Here is a 21,168-nt window from a genome sequence, read left to right on the forward strand (position 1 = left end):
CTGGCTTATTAAAAAGCTAAGGAGCAAAAGTCCATTCTCTCTAATCAAACCGATTTATTCAATTGAATAATGATTGCCCTATCCCCTTGATTTGGGTCTTCGATCTTCCATGTATATGTAAAGGGGCTGCCAAGCGTTTCTACGATCTCTGCCATAAACTCTCTCTCCAAATAAGGCTTCAGCACTTTCCAGTATTCTGTAACTAAATGTACCGCACCTTCTTTGAGCAAAATTTCAGATAAACTAGAGAGAATTCCACGAATCTCAATAATGATTAAGGACTCATACTCCATCCTAACCTTTACATTCTCCGGACCTTTGCCGCGATAATGCTTCACAATCTTAACTGCAAGTCTTCGCATCTTCTCCTGACATTCAAATACAGTCTCAGGCATCACTACATCCCAGCCTCAACATCCCTATTATGGTAATTTATTTAATTAATTACATGTTAAACCTATCCAATAAAGATTGTCAAACCACAAAAAAGGGCAAATCCTTTCATTTCAACGTGAATTCATCCACTTCTTACATGATATCCATTAATTCCTAAAAAGCTTGTTCAATCTAACTATATTTAAAAAAGAGCAGCAAAGGTCTAAATTCCGCTTTTCCTGCCGGATTCAGACCTTTACCGCTCTTTGCTAGCTACCTTATCTAAGTTCCACATCACTCAGGCGCCGTCTTCCTTCAGACGCAAAAGTGCTGCAGCCGCAGCCTGTTGTTCCGCTTCCTTCTTGGATCGGCCGCTGCCCTTGCCGAGTGACTGGCTGGACATATATACTTCAGAGACGAATTCGCGCTCATGCGCCGGTCCCCGTTCTTCAATAATCCGATATTCCAGCGTACCCAATCCGTGATGCTGTATCAGCTCCTGAAGCTCCGTCTTGAAATCGCTCATCTGCATTTGCAGCTTGCCGTCCGTCTCCACCAGTGGAAATACATGATGATCAAGAAACCGCCGCGCCGTTTCCAGCCCTTGGTCGAGATAAAGCGCTCCCACGAAGGATTCAAACACATCGGCCAGCAAGGCCGGGCGAGTACGTCCGCCCGTAAGTTCTTCCCCTTTGCCCAGCAATACATATTTGCCGAAACCCAAGCTCTCAGCGAACTTGACCAGTGAAGGCTCGCATACAATAGCGGCCCGCAGCTTAGTCAATTCCCCCTCCGGTCTGTCCGGCAGCAACTTATACAAATATTCAGAAACCGTAAGCTCCAGAACAGCGTCTCCGAGAAACTCTAGACGCTCATTGTCCTGATGCTGATTGAAACGGTGTTCATTCACATAAGAGGCATGGGTAAAGGCCTGCTTCAGAAGTACAGCATCGTGAAATTGGATTTGAAGTTGACTTTGTAGCTGCTTCAGGTCTCCTTTCACTGCACTGTCCCCTTACTGATTATATTTTTTGAGAATTACGGTTGCGTTATGTCCTCCGAATCCGAACGAATTCGACATAACAATATTCAGATCAGCTTTGCGCGGTTCATTCGGAACATAATCCAGATCACATTCCGGATCAGGATTGTCCAGATTGATGGTTGGCGCAATGATGTTATTTTGCAGGGAAAGACCACAAATGATTGCTTCCACACCGCCGGCAGCACCAAGCAAATGACCTGTCATTGATTTCGTGGAGCTGATTGCAACCTTGTAAGCATGATCTCCAAGCGCCTTCTTCACGGCAGCCGTTTCCGATCTGTCGCCTACTGGCGTAGAAGTGCCATGCGCATTGATGTAATCAATCTCTTCCGGTGCGATACCGGCATCTCGGATCGCCATCTTCATACAGCGTGCTGCGCCGTCAGGATCCGGCTCCGTCATATGATGGGCATCCGCACTCAGACCGTAGCCGATCACTTCGGCATAGATCTTCGCCCCGCGTTTCTCGGCATGCTCCAGCGATTCCAGAATCAGAATCCCGGCACCCTCACCCATTACAAAACCGTCACGGCCGCTGTCAAATGGACGGCTGGCCTTCTCCGGCTCGTCGTTACGGGTGGACATCGCCCGCATGGCACAGAACCCTGCCATCCCTGTCGGGCGGATGGTAGCTTCGGAACCGCCGCAGATCATCGCATCCGCGTCACCGCGCTGGATCAGGCGGAAGGATTCCCCTATGGAGTGGCTTCCTGTTGCACAGGCTGTCACAGTTGTTGTATTGGGACCTTTTGCACCAAGATTGATCGACAGCTGGCCGGAGCCCATATTGGCAATCATCATGGGAATAAAGAACGGGCTGACCCGTTTTGGTCCCTTTTCCAGCAGGAGATTATGATTGTCTTCCCAAGTACCCAGACCTCCGATACCTGATCCGACGGACACACCAATTCTCTCCGCATCAATATCTTCACCAATCTTAAGTCCGCTGTCCTTCAGCGCATCTTCTCCGGCTGCTACCGCGAACTGAACGAAACGGTCCATCTTACGGGCTTCCTTGCGGCCAAAACGCTCTTCCGCATCAAAGTCTTTAACCGAAGCTGCTATTTGCGTAGTGTATTCACTGACATCAAAGGCTTCAACCTTGGAAACACCGGATTTCCCGCTCATGAGGCTATCCCAGAACGTATCCAAATCTTTACCCAGTGACGTCATCACGCCCATACCGGTAATAACCACTCTATGACTCAAACGCAATCACCCCATCTGTAGGCTGTATACTTCAACATAATTGAACATACATGCTCTCTGAATAGTCTATATAAACTGCAGTCGCCGCAAAAATCAACCCCTCTGCGGTTCTGTTATTTTCCCCGTAAAGGTGCAAATATGCATCCTTTTGCATTTCATTTGTGCTGTAAAATGAGGAGAAGTCCCGCCCTAGCAGGGACGGGACCCTCAATCATATGACTCTAGGTATGAGATTGTATGTACTTCACAACTTCACCCACGGTCGTAATCTTCTCTGCATCTTCATCAGAGATTTCCATATCGAATTCATCTTCCAATTCCATAACCAATTCTACTACATCAAGAGAATCAGCACCTAAATCATCTTTGAAAGACGCTTCTAATGTTACCTCAGCTTCATCGGCACCTAAGCGGTCGATGACAATGCGTTTTACACGCTCCAATACATCGGACATCCGGTTCACCTCCTCTTTTGGTATTATACGAGATATGAAGTCAAAATACCATAGAGCGTAAAAAACGCTTTCCGGGCGCTTCTTCCCGCTTCTCCCTTAATCCCTATACGCTGGTTTGGTCTTACATGTACATACCGCCGTCCACATGAAGTGTCTGACCGGTCATGTAAGCAGCCCCTTCCGAGGCCAAAAATACCGCCGCCATAGCAATGTCCTCCGGCCGCCCAAGCTCAGCAAGGGGAATTCCCTTAATCAGCTCACTGCGGACTTCATCGGACAACTCACGGGTCATATCAGTGTCAATAAAACCGGGAGCGATACAGTTCACGGTGATTCCCCGTGAAGACAGCTCGCGGGCCGCAGCTTTCGTCATGCCGATTACCCCTGCTTTTGCAGCAGTATAGTTAATCTGCCCAGGATTCCCCGTCACACCCACAACCGAAGAAATATTTATGATCCGCCCGTAACGCTGCTTCATCATCGGACGTGTGACTGCTTTTAGACAGTTGAACACGCCTTTGAGATTCGTTTCGATGACCTGATCAAATTCCTCTTCCTTCATGCGCATAATCAGGTTGTCCCTGGTGATGCCGGCATTATTAACGAGGATGTCAATCTTGCCCCAAGTGTTCAAGACCTCTTTGACGAGATTCTCCGCCTCATCGCTTTTGCCTACATTCCCCTTCAGGGCAATCCCCTCGGAGCCTAGCTCTGCTATCCGGGCTACTGTTTCCTGCGCTGCAGCTTCACTTCCGGAATAGTTCACGGCCACTTTTACGCCATGCTCTGCAAGTGCAAGCGCTATGCTGCGGCCGATGCCGCGGGAGCCACCGGTTACAAGGGCTGTCTGGCCTCTTAATGCTGAGAACATTCTGTATTCCCCCTCCCTTTATCCTTCGCTGTGGTTAAGCTAAGCCATTGACTGTCTGGATGCTTTCCAGACTGTTGATATTGATCACCTTGACATTCTTGTCAATTTTGCGGATCAGTCCTGCCAACACACTGCCAGAGCCAATCTCAACAAAGGTGTCCACACCGGCTGCAATCAGCCACTCTATACTGTCCTGCCAGAGTACTGGCGAGAACACCTGGCGTACCAGCAGCCTCCGGATTTCCTCGGGATCGGTAACCGGCGAGGCAGTAACATTGGCAATTACAGGAACTGAAGGCGCATTGAAGTTTACACCTTTCAGTTCAGCTGCCAGACGCTCGGCAGCTTCCTTCATCAAAGAAGAGTGGAACGGTCCGCTGACTTCGAGCGGAATCGCCCGCTTGCCTCCGGCTTCTTTCACACGCTGAACGACAGCATTCACACCTTCGAGCGATCCGGACACTACAATCTGACCCGGACAGTTGACGTTTGCCAATTCAACCGGGTTGCCCTCTGCGGAAATATTGTTGCACAGCTCAGCCAAAGCTTCGCGTTCTGCACCCAATACAGCCGCCATAGCGCCCTGTCCGCCAGGAACCGCCTCTTCCATGAAACGTCCGCGGAGACGTACGAGACTGACTGCATCCTCATAAGACAGTACGCCTGAAGCCACAAGAGCGCTGTATTCACCCAGACTGTGACCCGCAACGTAGTCTGGCTTCAGTCCATGCTTATTCAGTGCTTCCAGATAAGCTACACTGGTTGTTACAAGCGCAGGCTGAGTGTTTACCGTCTGCTTGAGTTCGCTGTCCGGACCTTCAAATACAAGTTTACTCAGCGGAAACCCAAGCACTTCATCGCCCTTCTCGAACACCGCACGGCTATCCGGCAGAGCGTCATATACATCCTTACCCATCCCAACTGCCTGTGCACCCTGGCCGGGAAAGACAAATGCGATTTTACCCATAAGTTCGAAATCCTTCCCGTAAACGGTGCAGCTGCCGGGCTTGCAAATCAAGCGGCAGGCACACCGAGTTCTTTGAATTCATTGCTCGTTTATATGTTTACCATTTCAGTACCGAGGCACCCCAAGTTAGGCCGCCGCCGAAGCCAACCATCAGCACGGTGTCGCCTTCCTTCATCCGGCCCTCTTCCGCTGCTTCAACCAGCGCAAGCGGAATCGAAGCCGCAGACGTATTGGCGTATCTGTCCACGTTGATTACGCATTTGTCTTCCGGCAGATCCAAACGCTGCATAGCCGATTGAATGATGCGGATATTCGCCTGGTGCGGCACGAACAGATCAATGTCTTCCTTCGTGAGACCTGCTTTGGTAAGCACACGCTCGGTAGCAGTACCCATCACCCGAACGGCGAACTTGAACACCTCACGGCCGTTCATGTAGATGAAATGCTTCTTGTCGTCTATCGTCTGCTGGGAAGCCGGCATACGCGAACCGCCCGCTTCCATCTTCAGCAGACTGCCTCCGGAGCCTTCGGCACCGAGATCAAAGGATTGGAACCCCCTGCCTTCCGGAACTTCGCCGAGAATAACCGCTCCTGCACCGTCTCCGAACAACACGCAAGTGTTGCGGTCCGTGTAATCCGTAATCCGCGACAAGGTATCCGCTCCGATGATCAAAGCATTGTTATACATCCCGTTCTGGATAAATCCGGTTGCTGTTGCCAGACTGTAAACGAAGCCGGAACAGGCTGCGGACAAGTCAAAGGCCGCTGCTCCTTTGGCCCCCAGTTTGTCCTGCAGAATGCAGGCTGTTGACGGAAACGAGCTGTCAGGTGTGACTGTTGCTATAATAATCAGATCCAGATCCTCCGCCTTCATGCCTGCTGATTCCAGCGCCTTCAGCGCAGCTTCATAAGCAAGATCCGAGGTCGCCTCATGCGGAGCGGCAATATGCCGTTCACGGATCCCTGTCCGGCTGACAATCCATTCATCATTCGTTTCGACTATCTTTTCCAAATCACTGTTGGTTAATATTTTTTCGGGCACATATTTTCCTGTACCAATTATTCCTACCGGACGCAACTGTTTCATATCGTCACTCACTTCCCGCTAATTTCCTTGGATATGCTGGACACGAGACCCGCCTGCAGCGCAATCCGCGCTTGTCTCACTGCATTCTTGACCGCATTGCCGTCAGATGAACCGTGCCCCTTCACTACCAGACCGCTTAGACCGAGCAGCGGCGCTCCGCCGTGCTCCTTGTAATCCATCTTACCTTTAAGGCTTCTGAGCTCCGGCATTAGTATAGCCGCACCCAGCTTGGTTTTGAGCGAACGGCTGAACTGTTCCTTCAGCAGAGAGAACATAGCGCCCGCCGTACCTTCAAGTGTCTTCAAAAGAATGTTACCCGCAAACCCGTCACAAACAAGCACATCACAATTGCCCGTCAGCACATCACGTGCTTCAACATTGCCGACAAAGTGAATCCCCGGCAAAGCAGCTAGCAGAGGATACGCTTCTTTGGTCAATTCATTCCCTTTACCCGGCTCAGTCCCCACATTCAGCAGCCCTACGCGCGGCTTAGCAATTCCGTGCACTTTGCTGCGGTAGATGCTGCCCATCAGCGCGTATTGTGCAAGGTGCTGGGGCTTGGCATCCATATTGGCCCCCAGATCAAGGGCAAGTACGCCAACATCATCGAGCGTCGGAATCATCGGAGCAAGCGCCGGGCGCTCTATTCCATCCATTCTCCCCACCACAAGCAGTCCCGTGGTCATCAGTGCGCCTGTGTTCCCGGAAGAGATCATAGCATCGGCTTCCCCTTCACGCACCATGCGTCCAGCCACAACCATGGATGAATCCTTCTTGCGGCGGACTGCTTTGACCGGCTCTTCATCGGAGCCAATCACTTCCCCCGCATGACGCACCATCACATTGGACGGCTTATTCTTCAGCAGCGGCTCAAGTCTGGCTTCGTCACCGACGAGCACAATCTGCGTATCGCTCCATTCCGCGGCCGCGGACAATGCCCCTTCCACATTGCATTCAGGAGCATTATCGCCTCCCATGGCATCAATGGCGATCAGCACTGCGGTTTCCCCCTTCGCTGTATTCTTCAATTGCGGACCGGTACACTACAAAATGGCCCTGAAACACGAGTTCTTCTCCGACATACGTAAATACGTCCACCTCAGCTTTGCCGTTCCGGCCAGCAAGCGAACGCACCTGCGCTTTGGCAATACATTTCTCGCCTAACCGGACCATGCGCACAAACCGGATGTCGGCTGAAGCGGTCAGGGCAATTTCGTCATTAATCACGGCAACCGCCAGCGAATTGGCCTGTCCGAACACGTAGTGGCCGCGAGCGATCCCGTTCCTGGAGAAGACATGCTCCTCACGAATTTCAAATATGGAAATGCCGCTCTTGTCCAGCTGCAGATCGACAATATCACCGACCACTTCATCCGCAGGCAAGGAGCGCACCTGATCATAAGAATGTTCAGCCATTTGCTTCATCCGTTCACGCAGCTCCGGAATCCCCAGCTCCAGCCGGTCCAGACGGATGGTCTGAATACTCACCTTGAGCTGCCGGGTCAACTCCCGGTCGGTCACAAATGGATTGCCATCGATAATACCCAGCAGCTGCTGCTGGCGCTCTTTCTTGGACATCCGCTCTATGGCGGCTCACCTCCTGGCACATGCTGAACTTAGCATCCGGCCGCGAGAAGGCCGCTATCAATCCATATAAAGGTCATAAACTTCATTTAGAACCTGGTACTAATATGTAGTATAAAGCATGCTGCGGCAAAAATAAAGCTTTGCCTGAAAAGCGGCATAACCACGCGGCTTCAGCCACACAGGTAACGGAGGGGATTTTTACCCATCCCCAAAAAAATAGCACCCCACCATTAGATGAAGTGCTACTCTTATTAGAAACTATTGTTTGATGATCTCTCTTGCTTTGTAAGTTCCGCAAACTTTGCATACGTGGTGAGCCAGTTTCAGCTCTCCGCATTGTTCGCATTTCACCATGCCCGGCACAACCAGTTTGAAGTGGGTGCGGCGTTTGTCACGGCGTGTTTTGGACGTTCTCCGTTGAGGTACTGCCATTGTGTTACACCTCCTAATTCGGTTTTAACCCGCCTATCGCGGGATTTGGTCTTAGTCATACTTCATTTGAAAAAGTCTTTCAACCCAGCGAGTCGAGGATCGATCACTGTGTTGTCGCAACTGCAGGTGCCTTCGTTCAAGTTTTGTCCGCATTTCTGACAAAGACCAAGACAGTCTGCCTTGCACAATACCGAATCCGGCAAGTGCAGTACGAAGTTTTCTTCCACGAACGGGACAAGCTCCACAGTCTCATCTTTGATGTAAATGAGTTCATCATCTTCATCTTCGGGAAGAATTGGCTCCTTAAGCCACTTGAAAGTCTCCGCAAAAGGAATGTTCAGCTTACTGTTGACCTCGGTGAGACAACGTGAACATAACATGTCCACCTCTCCACTCAGTCTTCCCACCACGTTCACACAATCGGTATCCGCGGGCAGCGCTTTAAGGTCCACCAAGAGCGGTGCAACAGCAAGTATATCCTTTCGCCCTTTGACAAGCTCGCTGACATCCATAGTTTCATGAATATTCAGTGGCTCATCGGCATTTGCCATTTTGCGAAAGTGAATCTTCATAATCATCACTCCAAACAAACAAAATTTATTATACCTATTATTACCGAACTTTGTCAACCACTTTCCCTTTATATTGTTTCAGGAAGAGGGACAATTATGATATAACTATTAAATCACCATATTTCTCAGAATACGGAGTGAAGCAGCTTTGACAACCGTCGGCATAATTGCAGAATACAACCCTTTACATAACGGGCATGTCCATCATTTCAACGAAGCCAAAAAAATCTCCGGCGCGGACAGCGTAATCGTCGTCATGAGCGGCCCGTTCACCCAGCGCGGCGAGCCGGCTGCGGTCAGTAAACGGGCCCGTACGGAGATGGCGCTGCATATGGGCGCCGATCTCGTGATTGAACTGCCGGTCGCTTATGCGCTTCAACCGGCAGAGTGGTTCGCCTTCGGAGCTGTATCCCTGCTGGAAGCGACCGGGGTCGTGGACAGCCTGTGCTTCGGCTCCGAAGCCGGCACTTTGGGTGAGCTGCTGCCGCTGGCCGGATTTCTGGCCGAAGAAAGCAGCGAGCTTCAGAGCGAGATCCGCCGCCTCATGGCGCTAGGCACGAGTTTCCCCGCCGCATATAGCGCAGCAGCGGCGGCAGTCTGGGAAGGGTCTCTCCTTGGAGAGGAGAAACCCTTCGATGCCGAAGAACTGCTGCGGCAGCCAAACAACAGTCTCGGCCTGCATTACCTGATCGCCCTGCGGCGTCTCGGCAGTGTCATCAGACCTCTTACTGTGCCGCGCACTGGCGCAGGCTTCCATGACCCGCTGCAGGCGGGGTCTTCGATTGCCAGCGCCACAGCGATCCGCCAGCTTCTTAATGAAGGCGGCTCACCTGCAGAATTCATGCCAGAATATAGCGTGTCCATCCTGGAAAGAGAGCATGCAGCCGGCAGAGGTCCTTTGAACCTGGAAGACTTCCGCATCCAGCTCCGTCATGTGCTGACTACGCATACTGCCGCAGAGCTGAGGTCCCTGCAGGATATGAATGAAGGGCTTGAGAACCGGCTGCTGAGAGTCATGCCGCAGCTTGAACAATTCTCGGTCAGCGCACTGCTACAACTATTAAAGAGCAGACGCTACACGCATACACGGCTGCAGAGATTGCTGCTGCATGCCCTGCTGAATCACAGCAGGGAGGAAACGCCCCCTTCCCGTCTGGCCCAAGGCCCCGGTTACATTCGGGTTCTGGGGTTCAGCGAGAGCGGCAGAAAGCTGCTCAAGAACATGAAGAGAAGTGCCTCACTTCCCGTTGTCCTGAGTCCTGCCCATTTCTCACACCCCATGCTTGAACGCGATCTCCAAGCCTCCGCCGCGTATGCCGGAGCTTTCACCAATCCTCAGCGTGCTGATTTGTACAGCGATTTCTTACTGCCGCCGGTTAGGGTTTGACCGGCAGCTCTTCCATATATTTCAGTGCCTCATCCAGAGTGGATACAGGCACCAGCTTCATAGATGTGCCTATTTTATCCGCTCTGGCTTTGGCTTCATCATAATTCTTAACCGGCACGAAAAAAATCTCCGCATCCTCCCGGTCTGCAGCAACAATCTTATGCTTCACTCCGCCAATGGCTCCTACCTTGCCTTCAGCGTCAATAGTTCCTGTTCCCGCTACCCGATAACCTTTGGTTAAATCGCCTTTGGTAAGCTGGTTATAAATTTCCATCGTAAACATAAGGCCTGCCGAGGGTCCTCCAACACTGGTATCCACAAAGCTGACCGCTTTTCCTGCTTCCTTCGGCTGTACCTTCTGCACCGCGCCAATCACAACCCCAAATCCAGGACGGCCCGCTGCAGTCTCCTTGTCTTTAACCTCCACCAGTGTTACCTGTTCCTTGACTTCCTTACCGTCCCGCTGCAGCACGACTTCTACCTGATCGCCAACCTTGCTTGAGGAGAGCAGTTTAGAGAGCGCAGTGGGATCAGGCACAGATTGCCCCTGAACACGGATGATTTTGTCGCCTATTTGAAATTGCTCCTGGCTGCTTTCCTCCGGAATCGAGAATACATACAGATAGTCTACAACATCCTCATAAGGAATGCCCGCAGCATGATAGGCCGCCTGAACGGAAGAAGACTGGGAGCTGCTCATATAATATACCTGCTCAGCCGCATATTCCTGCTCACTCTTATCCCCTAGCCTTGCCTCTTTCAATACGACTTCCGCATTGGAATTAAACGCAGAAGCCACTAATAGGGCAACATTGGCGTAGCTCGCAGATACGGTCGTCATCATGAATGTGCCCTGCTCCTGCGGATCAGCATTCTCCACCTTGATCATCGGCGCCACCTCTGAGGCACTGCCCGGCTGATACACGAGATATGGAGTATTCATAAATACTGCCACATAGAGTATAACCACAAAAGTAAACAAGTAGGCTATGGCGCGAACGCCTACCCGGCGTTTCAGTTGCCTCAATGCAATTCCCTTCTTTCCCCGCGGCTCTATGCTTATGTCTCCAAATAAACTTCGGAGCTGTATCCTCTCCGCTGTGGCATGATGGTTGTCTGCCCTGCATAAATTGATAACAGTCTCAGCCCATGTCCTAAGTTATGAAGAGGTGATGCTCATAATGAATAACTTTAAAATACGCCGGTTCACTTCAGCCTCGGTTCCCTTTCTGTCCGGGGCCGTTGCCATTGTGCTCGCCATTGCGATTATCTTATCGCCGGAGTCCTCCTTCCAGGCTTCCCTTCAGGGTCTGAAGCTCTGGTGGACACTTGTCTTCCCGGCGCTTCTACCCTTTCTGATGTTATCAGAAATGCTCACAGCCACGGGATTCGTGCATGGACTCGGAGTACTGCTGGAGCCGGTGATGACCAGGATTTTCCGCCTTCCGGGGTCCGGAGGCTGGACACTCGCACTCGGAATGACCGCCGGTTTCCCGGCTGGAGCAGGCGGTGTGCAATTGCTGCATAAGCAGGGCAGCATTACGGACAAGGAGGCCGGACGCCTGGCTTCCATCGCCCACTTCGCCAGTCCGGTTACACTGCTCATTGTAGTCGGCGTTGCTTTTCTGCACAGTCCTGCCGCCGGATATACCCTGCTGGCCATCCACTGGATTTCGGGACTTGCCGCAGGCGTAACCGCGACCCTGCTCACAGGTCAGCCGAAAACCGAAGCTCCGACGGTAGTTCCATCACAGCGCAAAACGGCTTCATTGCCCAGACGGATTCATCAGGCTGTATCAGAAGCCCGGGCAAGAGATGGCCGCGGATTTGGCAGGCTGCTCGGGGAATCCGTCTCAACTGCCGTTCAGAACCTGATGGTCATCGGCGGGTACATGATTATGTTTGCTGTTGTCATAAATATTGCTATTTCTCTAATACCGCAGCTGCCTCCTGCTTTGGCGGCAAGTTTTCTGGAGATTCATCTCGGAGCAAATGCTCTGACCTCAGAACTGACAGCACCTCACGACTTTAGTTCCATGGGGATCACAGGCCTGGCCCTGCTATCAGCCGCTCTCGGCTGGAGCGGAATTTGCGGCCAGCTCCAAGCACTTACCTTGCTAAAAAGGGCGAAAATCTCTTTCCTGCCTTATGCCGCCGTCCGCTTGCTGCATGGAGTATTTGCCTTTGCTTTTACCCTATTATTATGGAACCCGCTGATGAATCTCCGTGAAACCGTACTGCCGGCAGTGGCGGTTCCCGAGGTTGCCGAATCGACCGCAACACTGGGAGCATTGAACGTATGGAGCGTTGTCCCCCAGCTGCTTGGCCTGCAATCGCTGCTGCTGATGATGATCATCGCTCTGTCTGCCGCTGTATCTGCTGTTACTTGGCTCCGCCGTCTAAACGGCTGAATTTAAGCTTCATTGCCTGTTCTACCTCAGGGGTCACAAAATCCGACACATTCCCGCCAAAGTGGGCGATTTCCTTGACCACACTTGAGCTAAGGTAGGAATATTTCGGATTGGTCATCATAAAGATCGTTTCCGCTTCAGGGTCCAAATTATGATTAATGGATGCATTCTGCAATTCATATTCAAAGTCGGTAACCGTGCGGATGCCGCGGACAATGACCTGAGCATCCTTTTGGCGAAGATAATTTACCAGCAGATCGCGGAAACTGTCAACCTCCACATTCGGAATATCCGCAGTGGCCTGCCGCAGCAGCTCCGTACGCTCTTCTACCGAAAACATCGGATTCTTACTTAGGTTGTTAAGCACGGTAACAATCAGTCTGTCGAATTGTTTGGCTGCACGCCGGATAATATCCATATGTCCCATCGTAACCGGATCAAAGCTCCCGGGATAAATGGCAACACGTTCTTTTCTAATTTGCAGACTCATCATTCCCCTCCTTACCACTCACAGCCTCTTCACGCAGAGCGGATTCATACTGATAAATTGAAATTGTCGTCTCGCCGTATACGGCCTGTCTGGTTCTATAGAACCCCGGAATATCCTCCGGATAGGCATAGCTTGATTCATGCTCCAGCACGATGACCGCGTCTGATCTGAGCAGACCTTTTTGCACCATCGCCATCATCAGCTCATCCCCATACTTCAGCCTGTACGGCGGGTCCAGGAACACAAGATCAAACGAACGTCCCCGCTTCTCCAGCGCGCTAAGGGCTCTGCCGGCATCATTGCGGTAAACCTCAGCTTGCGCTTCCAGCTTAGCCGCCTTCAGATTGGCACGCACTGTGTCGATGCTTTTCTGCTCCATATCCACAAATACCGCACTGTCCATCCCTCTGCTCAAGGCTTCAATACCTAGACCGCCAGTACCTGCAAACAAATCAAGCGCTGCTCCACCCTCGAAATAAGGACCGATCATACTGAACAACGCTTCTTTTACCTTGTCGGTTGTAGGCCGCGTTCCGCTGCCCGGAACACTCTTCAGGGGCCTCCCCTTTGCACTTCCCGATACAACTCTCACCGATTATCCACCTGCTCTATGTCTCTATTTATTATGCCGATTGAGGCACAAGTCCAAGCCTATAGTACCACAATTGTCTATTGAAATAAAAAGATTGTCTACCGTTGTCACATGAGGCCGGCAGATTTTTTTAACGTACACAGGTATAAGACTGGAGCAACCGGGACATCATGTAACTATCGACATCACAAAATGTCGTAGACAACCGCGGAGCAGGCTTACGTTTCCCCATAAGCTCTTCGTCCGGTTTCTCCTCTCCCATGAAAGAGGCTCCCGAAAGGGAGCCTCGATTTTTGTTTTATGAACCCCATACCTACGCGATTTAATTGAATATCATGAGAAATACCACCCTCAAAAATACTTAAAGGTGGCAAAAAAGGTGGCATATCATTAATCTCTCTGTAATGAGGTGGCATTTTGTATCATACTGTTTTCTTCTATAATTGAATCCGATATTACGCCACCTTTCGGTCAATAAATAAACCCCTGCTGGCCATTACGGCCAGTAGGGGCTTTTTGCTCATATCATCTGCTCTTTTAAGACATCGCCGAGATCAGCTGTGTATCGAGTGAGCCTTAAGCTGATCTCAGTACGCATTACGTCACGAGTCATGCCAAAACGCTCTTGATAGCCGCGAAAGTAGATCATACTATATGTAATGAAATCATCCTGGGTATCCTCGATCACTTTGATGTTCCGGCGTTTAAGTTCTTGCCTCAGTCGGTAGACATCCTGCACAACTCGCTTCTGAACATAGCGGCCAGCCAATAGGTATGATCGGCTAAGGATGTTACCCGAGTGTTGAATTTCTTTCATGCTCTTGCTGACCATCGTATCTATGTAAGGGAGCAATATTAAGTCCCGAACCATTTCCCTCTCTTCATTCGTGAGCATCTTTTCGCCAGTGTTCACGCCCATAACTATCGCCTCCATGAGCTTATTTTATGCGAACACACGTTCTTTTATCCACAAAAAAAGCCCGCCGACAAGTTTTAGATTGACGGGCTTTTGAAACTCAATCGATACTCCAGAATAGGTAACAGGACCAAATTACGTGGAGTACGCAGAGTTATAGATCGCCTTTAGTCTCTTTGCTCTTGTTTTTTCAGTACATTTATCCAAGTCAACGAAAATTGAACTATAATTAAGATAGGAATAGCCATCACTAGATGTGTAAACAATTCTAGTACTACGCCAGCGCCAACTCCGACACCAGAACAACCAGGTGATCGAGCTATACTGGTGATTACGATGACAAATGGAGTAGAAAAGGAATACGATCTCCCGATCGCTGAAGTAGATGCATTCTTAACCTGGTATGATGCCCGTGATGCAGGTAGAGGCCCTGGGATGTATGCAATTGATAAACATACCAACAACAAAGGCCCCTTCAAAAAGCGTAAAGATTATGTCGTATTTGATAAAATACTTACCTATGAAGTAAGTGAATATACAGCATCAGAATAATCCTTACCATCACTTACCTCCTCTTTCCCTTATAGCCAAGCGCTATAATTGGATAGAGGAGGTTTTTTATGTTTATTTCCCCTATGTTATTACAAACTGCTGCTGGTCCTTTTAGCCACAGTGAATATATATTCGAACCAAAGATAGACGGGCATCGGCTGATCTATTCCCAACAAGGCGACAAAGTACGGCTATACACTAGACATGATAACGACTGCACCCGGCAGTACCCGGAACTGCAGCTTCCGTTTGATGACGATATAATCTTAGACGGTGAAGTCGCCTGCATAGATCCGGCAACCGGCGTATCTGATTTTGAGTCCGTCATGAGTCGATTTCAGTCACGGCGGGCAGACAAGATTCAGCAACTCACGGCCACGCTTCCGGCTTATTACGCTATCTTTGATATCCTGCAATACAAAGGTAAGGATCTGCGCGGACTACCGCTGCTGCACCGCAAGGAGATACTAACAAGCTTATCCCTCCCCTCTGGGAGTTACGGCGTTGTGCCGCATATAAACGGTGCTGGCGAGGCTCTGTTTAAGGAGATCAAGGCACGAGGTATGGAGGGTGTGGTGGGCAAGCGAAAGAACAGCACCTATGAGGCTGGACGCCGATCCCACGCATGGCAGAAGGTCATTAACTGGACCTATGCAGAGGTTTATATCACTGGCTACCGCAAACAGGAGTTTGGCTGGCTTGCTGCGGTCCCGTCCGGCACGTCCGGTAAACTGCGCCCGGCGGGGATTATTGAGTTCGGAGCATCCCCGCTTCACAAGCAAGCATTTCGTGGAGTAGCCCAGCAGCTTGTGAAAGGCGAAGACAAAGAGTTTATTCATCTGGAACCGCGACTGCGGGCAAAAGTTAGAATGAGGAACTGGACCAAATCAGGAATGTTGCGAAGTCCAGTATTTACGGAGTTTATCATATAAGCAAAGACACACTGACCTTAAGCCCTTTTTTCTTTCCTCCTGTCGCTTATTAGTTTGTTTCATCATAACGTGATGATAAGACACACCGAAACTAGGAGGAATGCTGGGTGCCAAGGATATCTGTAATTATGCCTGTCTACAATAGCGCTATGTATTTACAAGAAGCAGTTACCACAATCTTATTGCAAACGCTAAACGACCTAGAATTGATAATAATCGATGACGGATCGACAGATGGATCAGCGGGAATTATACATGAAATAATGGACACTAGAGTAAAAAAGATATTTCATAGTGAAAATATGGGGATTGTCACTTCGCTGAATCAAGGACTCGATCTGGCCCAAGGTGAGTACATCGCCCGTATGGACAGTGATGACATTGCCGCACTAAATCGCTTGGAAGTGCAGGCTTATTTTATGGACACTAATCCCACCATAGATATTTGCGGAACAGGATATACAACGAACTACCTCGGGCCCGTCAAGTTAAATCCTATGCATCACGAAGAAATTAAGGTCTGGCTTTTATTTTACAGTTGCATTCTACATCCTTCTGTTATGATGCGCCGAAGTTCTATAGATCAACTCGGGATTCGTTATGATTATAATTACCCTCATGCAGAGGATTACGAATTGTGGAACAGGCTTTCCTCAAGCGTGAAATTCGCAAATCTCCCTCACAATTTAATGTACTATCGGCCTCATGAAGGACAAGTGTCCAATAAACACCGGGTAATACAAGATGATTCTGCACGAAGAATCCGTCAGAGACAACTTTCTCAACTAGGCATTCAATTATCTGATGAGGAATACGCAATAATGATTAAATTAGCTGAATATGGGGTTAATTCTGAAGATTTCGCTAACTATCGAACAGCCGCAGGTTTTGCGAATTGGCTGCTTGATCAAAATCGACAATACCAAGTATTCGACCACGATATATTCAGAATGGCTCTATCCAGATTGATATCAGGAGTTCCATACTAATATGTTGCCAACTTCGTCAAATAGTTGATGCCTTCAAAAAAGGTGATGGCAAAAAAGAAAATCCCGCCGGCCCGGCGGGTTATTTTATGTATGCTCTAAATTCAAATCGTTCCCTAACGAAGTAAGCTCCGGCAATTTTAACAGACTCTGGTGAGTATCCCTCAACGATGCCGCCATAATCCATCAAATGGCCCGTTTGTCGCAACTTCCTTTTGCCAGTCCCTTTGTGTCATTGGGCTTCCTCCCCTACCCTAGTCTCCTCTTTGCTTAAAAAAGCTAAATTATGCCTATACACTGCAACTTGTGGCAATAATTAATCTGAGGTGATTTTGGTGTTATTAAATATACTTTTGGGATTCATTCTTCCTTGGTTGTTTGGGCTACATTTGCTTAAAAGGAATCAGCCTTTTGTAATACAAGCTAGCATAATTGGTGCACTACTCGCCTTCCTCTTCAATGATGTTGGATTCCATATGAATTGGTGGTACGTTACACCTAAAGATTACAGCACTATATCCTTTATTCCTTACAATTTCGGGATTTTCGCAGTGTTTTCTGTCTTCACGCTACACTTGACAAATAAAGTTGGAAGAGCCTGGATTGTTATCCCTGTAGTAACATTCGTAAAAACTGTCCTTGAAAGCGCTCTTGTTTTTACAGGGAAAGTTGTTTATCAAAATGACTGGAACATAGGCTTTACCTACGTTTCGTACCTCATTGCCTGTACAGCTAGTTATGTGATTTATTCATTCTTGAAAAACAGGACAACTTGATTATATTGATTCGCTAAATGCGTCTACTCTCCGGTACTCTCGTTCTACGCAATAACTGAATGTCGGAGCAATGACGCTATTGTTTTTAGCTTGGTCGGAGGTAATCGCAAAATCATCCACAATGCTATCATCTTCATCAAGCAAATCAACTACTCAATCAGGCTCTCCCTGGTTCTCTGCAAGCTCCGCTTTGATCTGGTTAAATACCTTTCCGAGCCTTGGCTTCGGAACCATTGTTCAAAGCCAGTAATGTTTTAAATTCATTTTCTTCAGTATCGATTTTCACGAATTGTAATCCCCATGTGTTTTGGGTCATTTCATTCATCCCTTTCTTCGCTATATGAGTCTACCGCCAGTGTTTTCGCACTGCGCAACAATCACTATGTCTCTCCATGAAAAAGCTTCTTTAAGCTAGCGGGCAGGATAATATGGTAGCCACCTTGAAATAATTTTAGAGATAAATTTATGACAGGGGCTGAATAGTATGGTAAATGGGAGAATCTTAGGAATCGCCTACAATGTAATTCCGGTTAAAAATGCAAAAAAATCTGCAGAGTGGTTTGTCAGACACTTTGGTTTTAACATCAGAAACGATAGAGGGAATTATATAAGTTTATTTAGGGATAACCGTCCAATAATTGATTTAATTGAATCTGATAATGATACAAGAGCAGTTTTTGAAGTAAACGGACGGTCACGGTGGGTTGTAACATTTTTTACAGATGACATTGAATCATTACACATGAAACTAACATCTGAGGAGGTTACGACTAGACCTATTAGCAATGAAGGCATTTACGGCAAGTTTTTTGTTTTTGAGGACCTAGATGGAAACTTATTTGATGTATGGGAGCATAAGGATTGTCAGTTAATCTTTTAAAAAAACAATCTAAGCTAACGTGAAACGTTAGTTCAACAACACAAATGAGGAATTCAGCCCAAGGGGAGCGAAATGATAAACTTTCCGGAATGATGAACGAGGGCATAATCAAATGTTCCGACAAATGTACTGGGAATTAACAGGACATGAAATGACAGGAGTTAGCAGCGAAGTTCCTGAACATGTTAATTTGTATATTGCCGGGTTGCAAAAAGCCTTCCAAGGTGAATTGTCTGCTGTTGAAAAATATCGAAAGATATGATTCGGCCTTCCATACGGCGTTTATAAGGATGCTTTGTATTGAATTAACCTCGATGAGCAGAAGCATGCAGCGAAGTATAATAATCTATTACTACTAAATTCAGTCGCAACTCCGTACTAATTTTGATAGCCGTTTGCCAATACCGATCCATTCCCCCTCCTGTTGTTGTGCCTTTTCTAGAGCAGCCAGCAGGCACTATAGTGACTGCGGCGGCGACAAACAGGGCATTGTGGGCTCCAACAACCCCTTAAAATAACTGTAGCTGTAACCACCGCCATTTGTGTATCTCTCTATAATCGTATTAATTAAAGTTAGGAGGGATATTTATGAACAAACCAGAATTTATCTTACTCGATTACAATATGGTCTTGCTATAGCCGGATTGTTTTTCATACCTTTTGACTCCAACTTTTGACCATCGATTATTCTATTTGGCTTATCTACACTTGTTAGCACTTCCTGTTTTTTGTTAAAGATAAAAAAGAATAAATTAATAGTTGTCCAGATATTTTTTTGTTTGTACGGCTTTGATTCTTATATTCTATCCAGCTCTTTTATCGTTGTTATATGTAAAGGCCCTGGATATAGGGCCTCGATTTTTGTTCTACTTGGGAAAATTGGGTCGTCCGAGTTACGTCCTGCAGAAGAATTTATTCCTCGCCATCAAAAAGTGGTGTGGACAAGTAGCGTTCTCCCGTATCCGGCAGGATAATAACAATGTTCTTCCCTTGATTCCCGGGGCGTTTAGCTATTTGCGATGCGGCATAAACAGCTGCTCCGGAGGAAATCCCTACAAGAAGGCCTTCTGTTCTGGCCAGACTGCGCGCCGTTTCGTATGCCTCCTCGTTCTTAACCTGAAAAATTTCGTCCACCACGTCTTGGTCAAAATTATCGGGCACAAAATTGGCTCCAATGCCCTGGATCTGATGCCCTTTTGGCTTACCACCAGAAAGGACCGGCGAATCTGCCGGCTCAACAGCAATTACTTGCACGCCCGGTTTTCTTGCTTTTAATACTGCTCCGACACCAGAAATGGTTCCCCCAGTACCTACCCCAGCCACAAAAATGTCCACTTCCCCGCCGGTATCCTTCCAAATTTCTTCTGCAGTTGTGTCGCGGTGAATTTGTGGATTGGCCGGATTGCTGAACTGCTGCGGAATGAAAGAATTCGGGATTGTTGCAGCCAGCTCTTCCGCCTTGGTAACCGCGCCTAACATCCCATCAGCCGCCGGGGTCAAAATAAGCTCAGCTCCAAGTGCCTTCAGCAGTTTGCGGCGTTCCACGCTGAACGATTCAGGCAGCACGATCATCAGCCTGTAACCAAGTGCAGCAGCCGCAAAAGCCAGACCAATCCCAGTGTTGCCGCTGGTAGGTTCAATTAATACCGAATCCTTTTGGATCAGCCCTCTGGTTTCAGCATCTTTGATCATTGCAAAGCCGATACGGTCCTTTACACTACCAGCGGGGTTAAAGTACTCCAGTTTCCCGATAAGCTTAGCTTCAACCCCATGGGAACTGCTGTAATTTGCCAGCTCCAGCAGGGGTGTATTGCCAATCAGATCGGTTAGATTCTTATAAATAGTTGTCACAACAATTCCTCCAATAAATTAATGATACAGCGAATTGTACAAGAATGGGCATCTCACATCCCCATCATACATCTCGGGATAACCGTAGCATATCTCTGCACTGTATGCCATTCTCATAGATCTCTTCAGGATAATGTTTTGTAAAAAAATCCATATCCACGGCTACTATTCTGAAGCCGCATTTCTGGTACAGCGCAAGCTGCCCTATACTTGAATTACCGGTGCCCACTTCCATCACACTGTACCCGTCCCGTCTGGCAGTCTGTATGGCGTGCATCACCATTTGTTTACCTATTCCTCTGCCCTGCTGCTCTTCAGCAACCGCAATATTTACCAGTTCAACCGTAACAGGTCTTGTCGGCAGCAGCACATACACTCCCACAACGTCCTCTTTGTTAACTGCGAGATAACAAACACCTCTTTTTACATAATCCTCCACTTTCGGCAGAGAAGGATCAGCTGACAGCAGCAGCTCCAGCGGCAGACTTTCACCGTTTTTTATTTTCCTGAAATCCATAATGATCTCCTTGTTTCGCCATTATCCTCAAATATAAATGTTTTGGTGCTTTATGTAAATCGGACTAGACCAGAAAAAAGCGCGTCCCCGGCAAAAAGCCCGGGAACACGCCGATGTGCTATCCAGCTTAGATGAAACAGGCACTCAAAATAATGACCAACAGGATATAAAGAACAAGAATTGCACCTGTTGATGTAAAAGGACTTACCGGACAATGTTGAACGCCACCAACATTACCACCGTATCCGCAATCTGCACCCATGAGATTACCTCCTTCA

Annotated in this window: 26 protein-coding genes; 7 read left to right on the plus strand and 19 right to left on the minus strand. The window is 48.5% G+C overall.

Going from position 1 to position 21,168, the window contains the following annotated elements; genetic code table 11:
* Positions 1 to 44 precede the first annotated feature (44 nt).
* The 11 genes from AC3WT9_RS07065 to AC3WT9_RS07115 form a co-directional block, all read right to left on the minus strand.
* The gene (locus AC3WT9_RS07065; protein WP_341378433.1) at positions 45 to 395 is read right to left on the minus strand and encodes a Na-translocating system protein MpsC family protein; all 351 of its coding nucleotides are present in this window, start codon (positions 393 to 395) and stop codon (positions 45 to 47) included.
* A 278-nt stretch (positions 396 to 673) separates the two neighbouring features.
* Positions 674 to 1,378 carry a ribonuclease III gene (rnc, locus tag AC3WT9_RS07070; protein ID WP_038591210.1) on the minus strand — a complete coding sequence of 235 codons (705 nt, stop codon included), beginning with the start codon at positions 1,376 to 1,378 and terminating at the stop codon, positions 674 to 676.
* A 12-nt stretch (positions 1,379 to 1,390) separates the two neighbouring features.
* Positions 1,391 to 2,629 (minus strand): beta-ketoacyl-ACP synthase II, encoded by a 1,239-nt coding sequence (gene fabF, locus AC3WT9_RS07075; protein ID WP_076109231.1) that lies wholly within the window; start codon positions 2,627 to 2,629, stop codon positions 1,391 to 1,393.
* A 221-nt stretch (positions 2,630 to 2,850) separates the two neighbouring features.
* A complete protein-coding gene (locus AC3WT9_RS07080) occupies positions 2,851 to 3,084 on the minus strand; it encodes an acyl carrier protein (protein ID WP_019911228.1) in 234 nt (77 codons plus the stop codon).
* A 121-nt stretch (positions 3,085 to 3,205) separates the two neighbouring features.
* Positions 3,206 to 3,955 carry a 3-oxoacyl-ACP reductase FabG gene (gene fabG / locus AC3WT9_RS07085; RefSeq protein ID WP_341092791.1) on the minus strand — a complete coding sequence of 250 codons (750 nt, stop codon included), beginning with the start codon at positions 3,953 to 3,955 and terminating at the stop codon, positions 3,206 to 3,208.
* A gap of 34 nt (positions 3,956 to 3,989) precedes the next feature.
* Complete coding sequence (fabD, locus tag AC3WT9_RS07090; protein WP_341378432.1) at positions 3,990 to 4,922, minus strand: ACP S-malonyltransferase; 933 nt, start codon at positions 4,920 to 4,922, stop codon at positions 3,990 to 3,992.
* 97 nt (positions 4,923 to 5,019) lie between these two features.
* On the minus strand, positions 5,020 to 6,009 hold the full coding sequence (locus tag AC3WT9_RS07095; protein WP_341092788.1) for a beta-ketoacyl-ACP synthase III: 990 nt from the start codon (positions 6,007 to 6,009) through the stop codon (positions 5,020 to 5,022).
* Between the two features lie 8 nt (positions 6,010 to 6,017).
* A complete protein-coding gene (plsX, locus tag AC3WT9_RS07100; protein ID WP_341097657.1) occupies positions 6,018 to 7,007 on the minus strand; it encodes a phosphate acyltransferase PlsX in 990 nt (329 codons plus the stop codon).
* Positions 6,991 to 7,587, minus strand: a complete 597-nt coding sequence (gene fapR / locus AC3WT9_RS07105; RefSeq protein ID WP_076109228.1) for a transcription factor FapR — start codon at positions 7,585 to 7,587, stop codon at positions 6,991 to 6,993. The genes plsX and fapR overlap by 17 nt, the downstream gene beginning before the upstream one ends.
* Before the next feature lie 267 nt (positions 7,588 to 7,854).
* A complete protein-coding gene (rpmF, locus tag AC3WT9_RS07110) occupies positions 7,855 to 8,028 on the minus strand; it encodes a 50S ribosomal protein L32 (RefSeq protein ID WP_019911234.1) in 174 nt (57 codons plus the stop codon).
* Positions 8,029 to 8,090: 62 nt separating this feature from the next.
* Positions 8,091 to 8,600, minus strand: a complete 510-nt coding sequence (locus tag AC3WT9_RS07115; RefSeq protein WP_341092786.1) for a YceD family protein — start codon at positions 8,598 to 8,600, stop codon at positions 8,091 to 8,093.
* A 148-nt stretch (positions 8,601 to 8,748) separates the two neighbouring features.
* On the opposite strand from AC3WT9_RS07115, the gene AC3WT9_RS07120 reads away from it, so the two are divergent.
* Complete coding sequence (locus AC3WT9_RS07120; protein ID WP_341378429.1) at positions 8,749 to 9,987, plus strand: nucleotidyltransferase; 1,239 nt, start codon at positions 8,749 to 8,751, stop codon at positions 9,985 to 9,987.
* On the opposite strand, the gene AC3WT9_RS07125 is transcribed toward AC3WT9_RS07120, so the two are convergent.
* On the minus strand, positions 9,977 to 11,014 hold the full coding sequence (locus AC3WT9_RS07125; protein WP_341378428.1) for a SepM family pheromone-processing serine protease: 1,038 nt from the start codon (positions 11,012 to 11,014) through the stop codon (positions 9,977 to 9,979). The genes AC3WT9_RS07120 and AC3WT9_RS07125 overlap by 11 nt on opposite strands.
* Before the next feature lie 154 nt (positions 11,015 to 11,168).
* On the opposite strand from AC3WT9_RS07125, the gene AC3WT9_RS07130 reads away from it, so the two are divergent.
* Entirely contained in the window at positions 11,169 to 12,398 is a 1,230-nt protein-coding gene (locus tag AC3WT9_RS07130; protein ID WP_341092783.1) for a nucleoside recognition domain-containing protein, read from the plus strand.
* Here AC3WT9_RS07130 and coaD read toward each other — a convergent pair.
* The 4 genes from coaD to AC3WT9_RS07150 all read right to left on the minus strand — a co-directional run bounded on the left by coaD (position 12,370) and on the right by AC3WT9_RS07150 (position 14,399).
* Entirely contained in the window at positions 12,370 to 12,888 is a 519-nt protein-coding gene (coaD, locus tag AC3WT9_RS07135) for a pantetheine-phosphate adenylyltransferase (RefSeq protein WP_144024236.1), read from the minus strand. The genes AC3WT9_RS07130 and coaD overlap by 29 nt on opposite strands.
* Entirely contained in the window at positions 12,872 to 13,480 is a 609-nt protein-coding gene (rsmD, locus tag AC3WT9_RS07140) for a 16S rRNA (guanine(966)-N(2))-methyltransferase RsmD (protein WP_341378427.1), read from the minus strand. The genes coaD and rsmD overlap by 17 nt, the downstream gene beginning before the upstream one ends.
* A gap of 130 nt (positions 13,481 to 13,610) precedes the next feature.
* Complete coding sequence (locus AC3WT9_RS07145) at positions 13,611 to 13,742, minus strand: hypothetical protein (protein ID WP_341092781.1); 132 nt, start codon at positions 13,740 to 13,742, stop codon at positions 13,611 to 13,613.
* 258 nt (positions 13,743 to 14,000) lie between these two features.
* A complete protein-coding gene (locus AC3WT9_RS07150) occupies positions 14,001 to 14,399 on the minus strand; it encodes a YhjD family protein (RefSeq protein WP_341092780.1) in 399 nt (132 codons plus the stop codon).
* A gap of 333 nt (positions 14,400 to 14,732) precedes the next feature.
* Between AC3WT9_RS07150 and AC3WT9_RS07155 the strand changes: the two genes are divergently transcribed.
* From AC3WT9_RS07155 to AC3WT9_RS07175, 5 genes are all read left to right on the plus strand, one after another.
* Positions 14,733 to 14,948, plus strand: a complete 216-nt coding sequence (locus AC3WT9_RS07155) for a galactose oxidase (RefSeq protein ID WP_341097656.1) — start codon at positions 14,733 to 14,735, stop codon at positions 14,946 to 14,948.
* A 68-nt stretch (positions 14,949 to 15,016) separates the two neighbouring features.
* Positions 15,017 to 15,880, plus strand: coding sequence for an ATP-dependent DNA ligase (locus AC3WT9_RS07160; protein WP_341092779.1), 864 nt, complete (start codon positions 15,017 to 15,019; stop codon positions 15,878 to 15,880).
* 107 nt (positions 15,881 to 15,987) lie between these two features.
* Complete coding sequence (locus tag AC3WT9_RS07165) at positions 15,988 to 16,869, plus strand: glycosyltransferase family 2 protein (RefSeq protein WP_341092777.1); 882 nt, start codon at positions 15,988 to 15,990, stop codon at positions 16,867 to 16,869.
* Positions 16,870 to 18,126: 1,257 nt separating this feature from the next.
* Entirely contained in the window at positions 18,127 to 18,522 is a 396-nt protein-coding gene (locus AC3WT9_RS07170; RefSeq protein ID WP_341092775.1) for a VOC family protein, read from the plus strand.
* A 112-nt stretch (positions 18,523 to 18,634) separates the two neighbouring features.
* Positions 18,635 to 18,784, plus strand: a complete 150-nt coding sequence (locus AC3WT9_RS07175; protein ID WP_341378426.1) for a hypothetical protein — start codon at positions 18,635 to 18,637, stop codon at positions 18,782 to 18,784.
* A gap of 650 nt (positions 18,785 to 19,434) precedes the next feature.
* Here the strand turns inward: AC3WT9_RS07175 and cysK are convergent.
* From cysK to AC3WT9_RS07190, 3 genes are all read right to left on the minus strand, one after another.
* Complete coding sequence (gene cysK, locus AC3WT9_RS07180) at positions 19,435 to 20,373, minus strand: cysteine synthase A (RefSeq protein ID WP_341092772.1); 939 nt, start codon at positions 20,371 to 20,373, stop codon at positions 19,435 to 19,437.
* Between the two features lie 64 nt (positions 20,374 to 20,437).
* Entirely contained in the window at positions 20,438 to 20,890 is a 453-nt protein-coding gene (locus AC3WT9_RS07185; protein WP_341092771.1) for a GNAT family N-acetyltransferase, read from the minus strand.
* A 127-nt stretch (positions 20,891 to 21,017) separates the two neighbouring features.
* Positions 21,018 to 21,152, minus strand: a complete 135-nt coding sequence (locus tag AC3WT9_RS07190; protein ID WP_341092770.1) for a YjcZ family sporulation protein — start codon at positions 21,150 to 21,152, stop codon at positions 21,018 to 21,020.
* Positions 21,153 to 21,168: the final 16 nt, after the last annotated feature.

This window comes from Paenibacillus sp. EB106-06-01-XG199 (assembly GCF_058791575.1).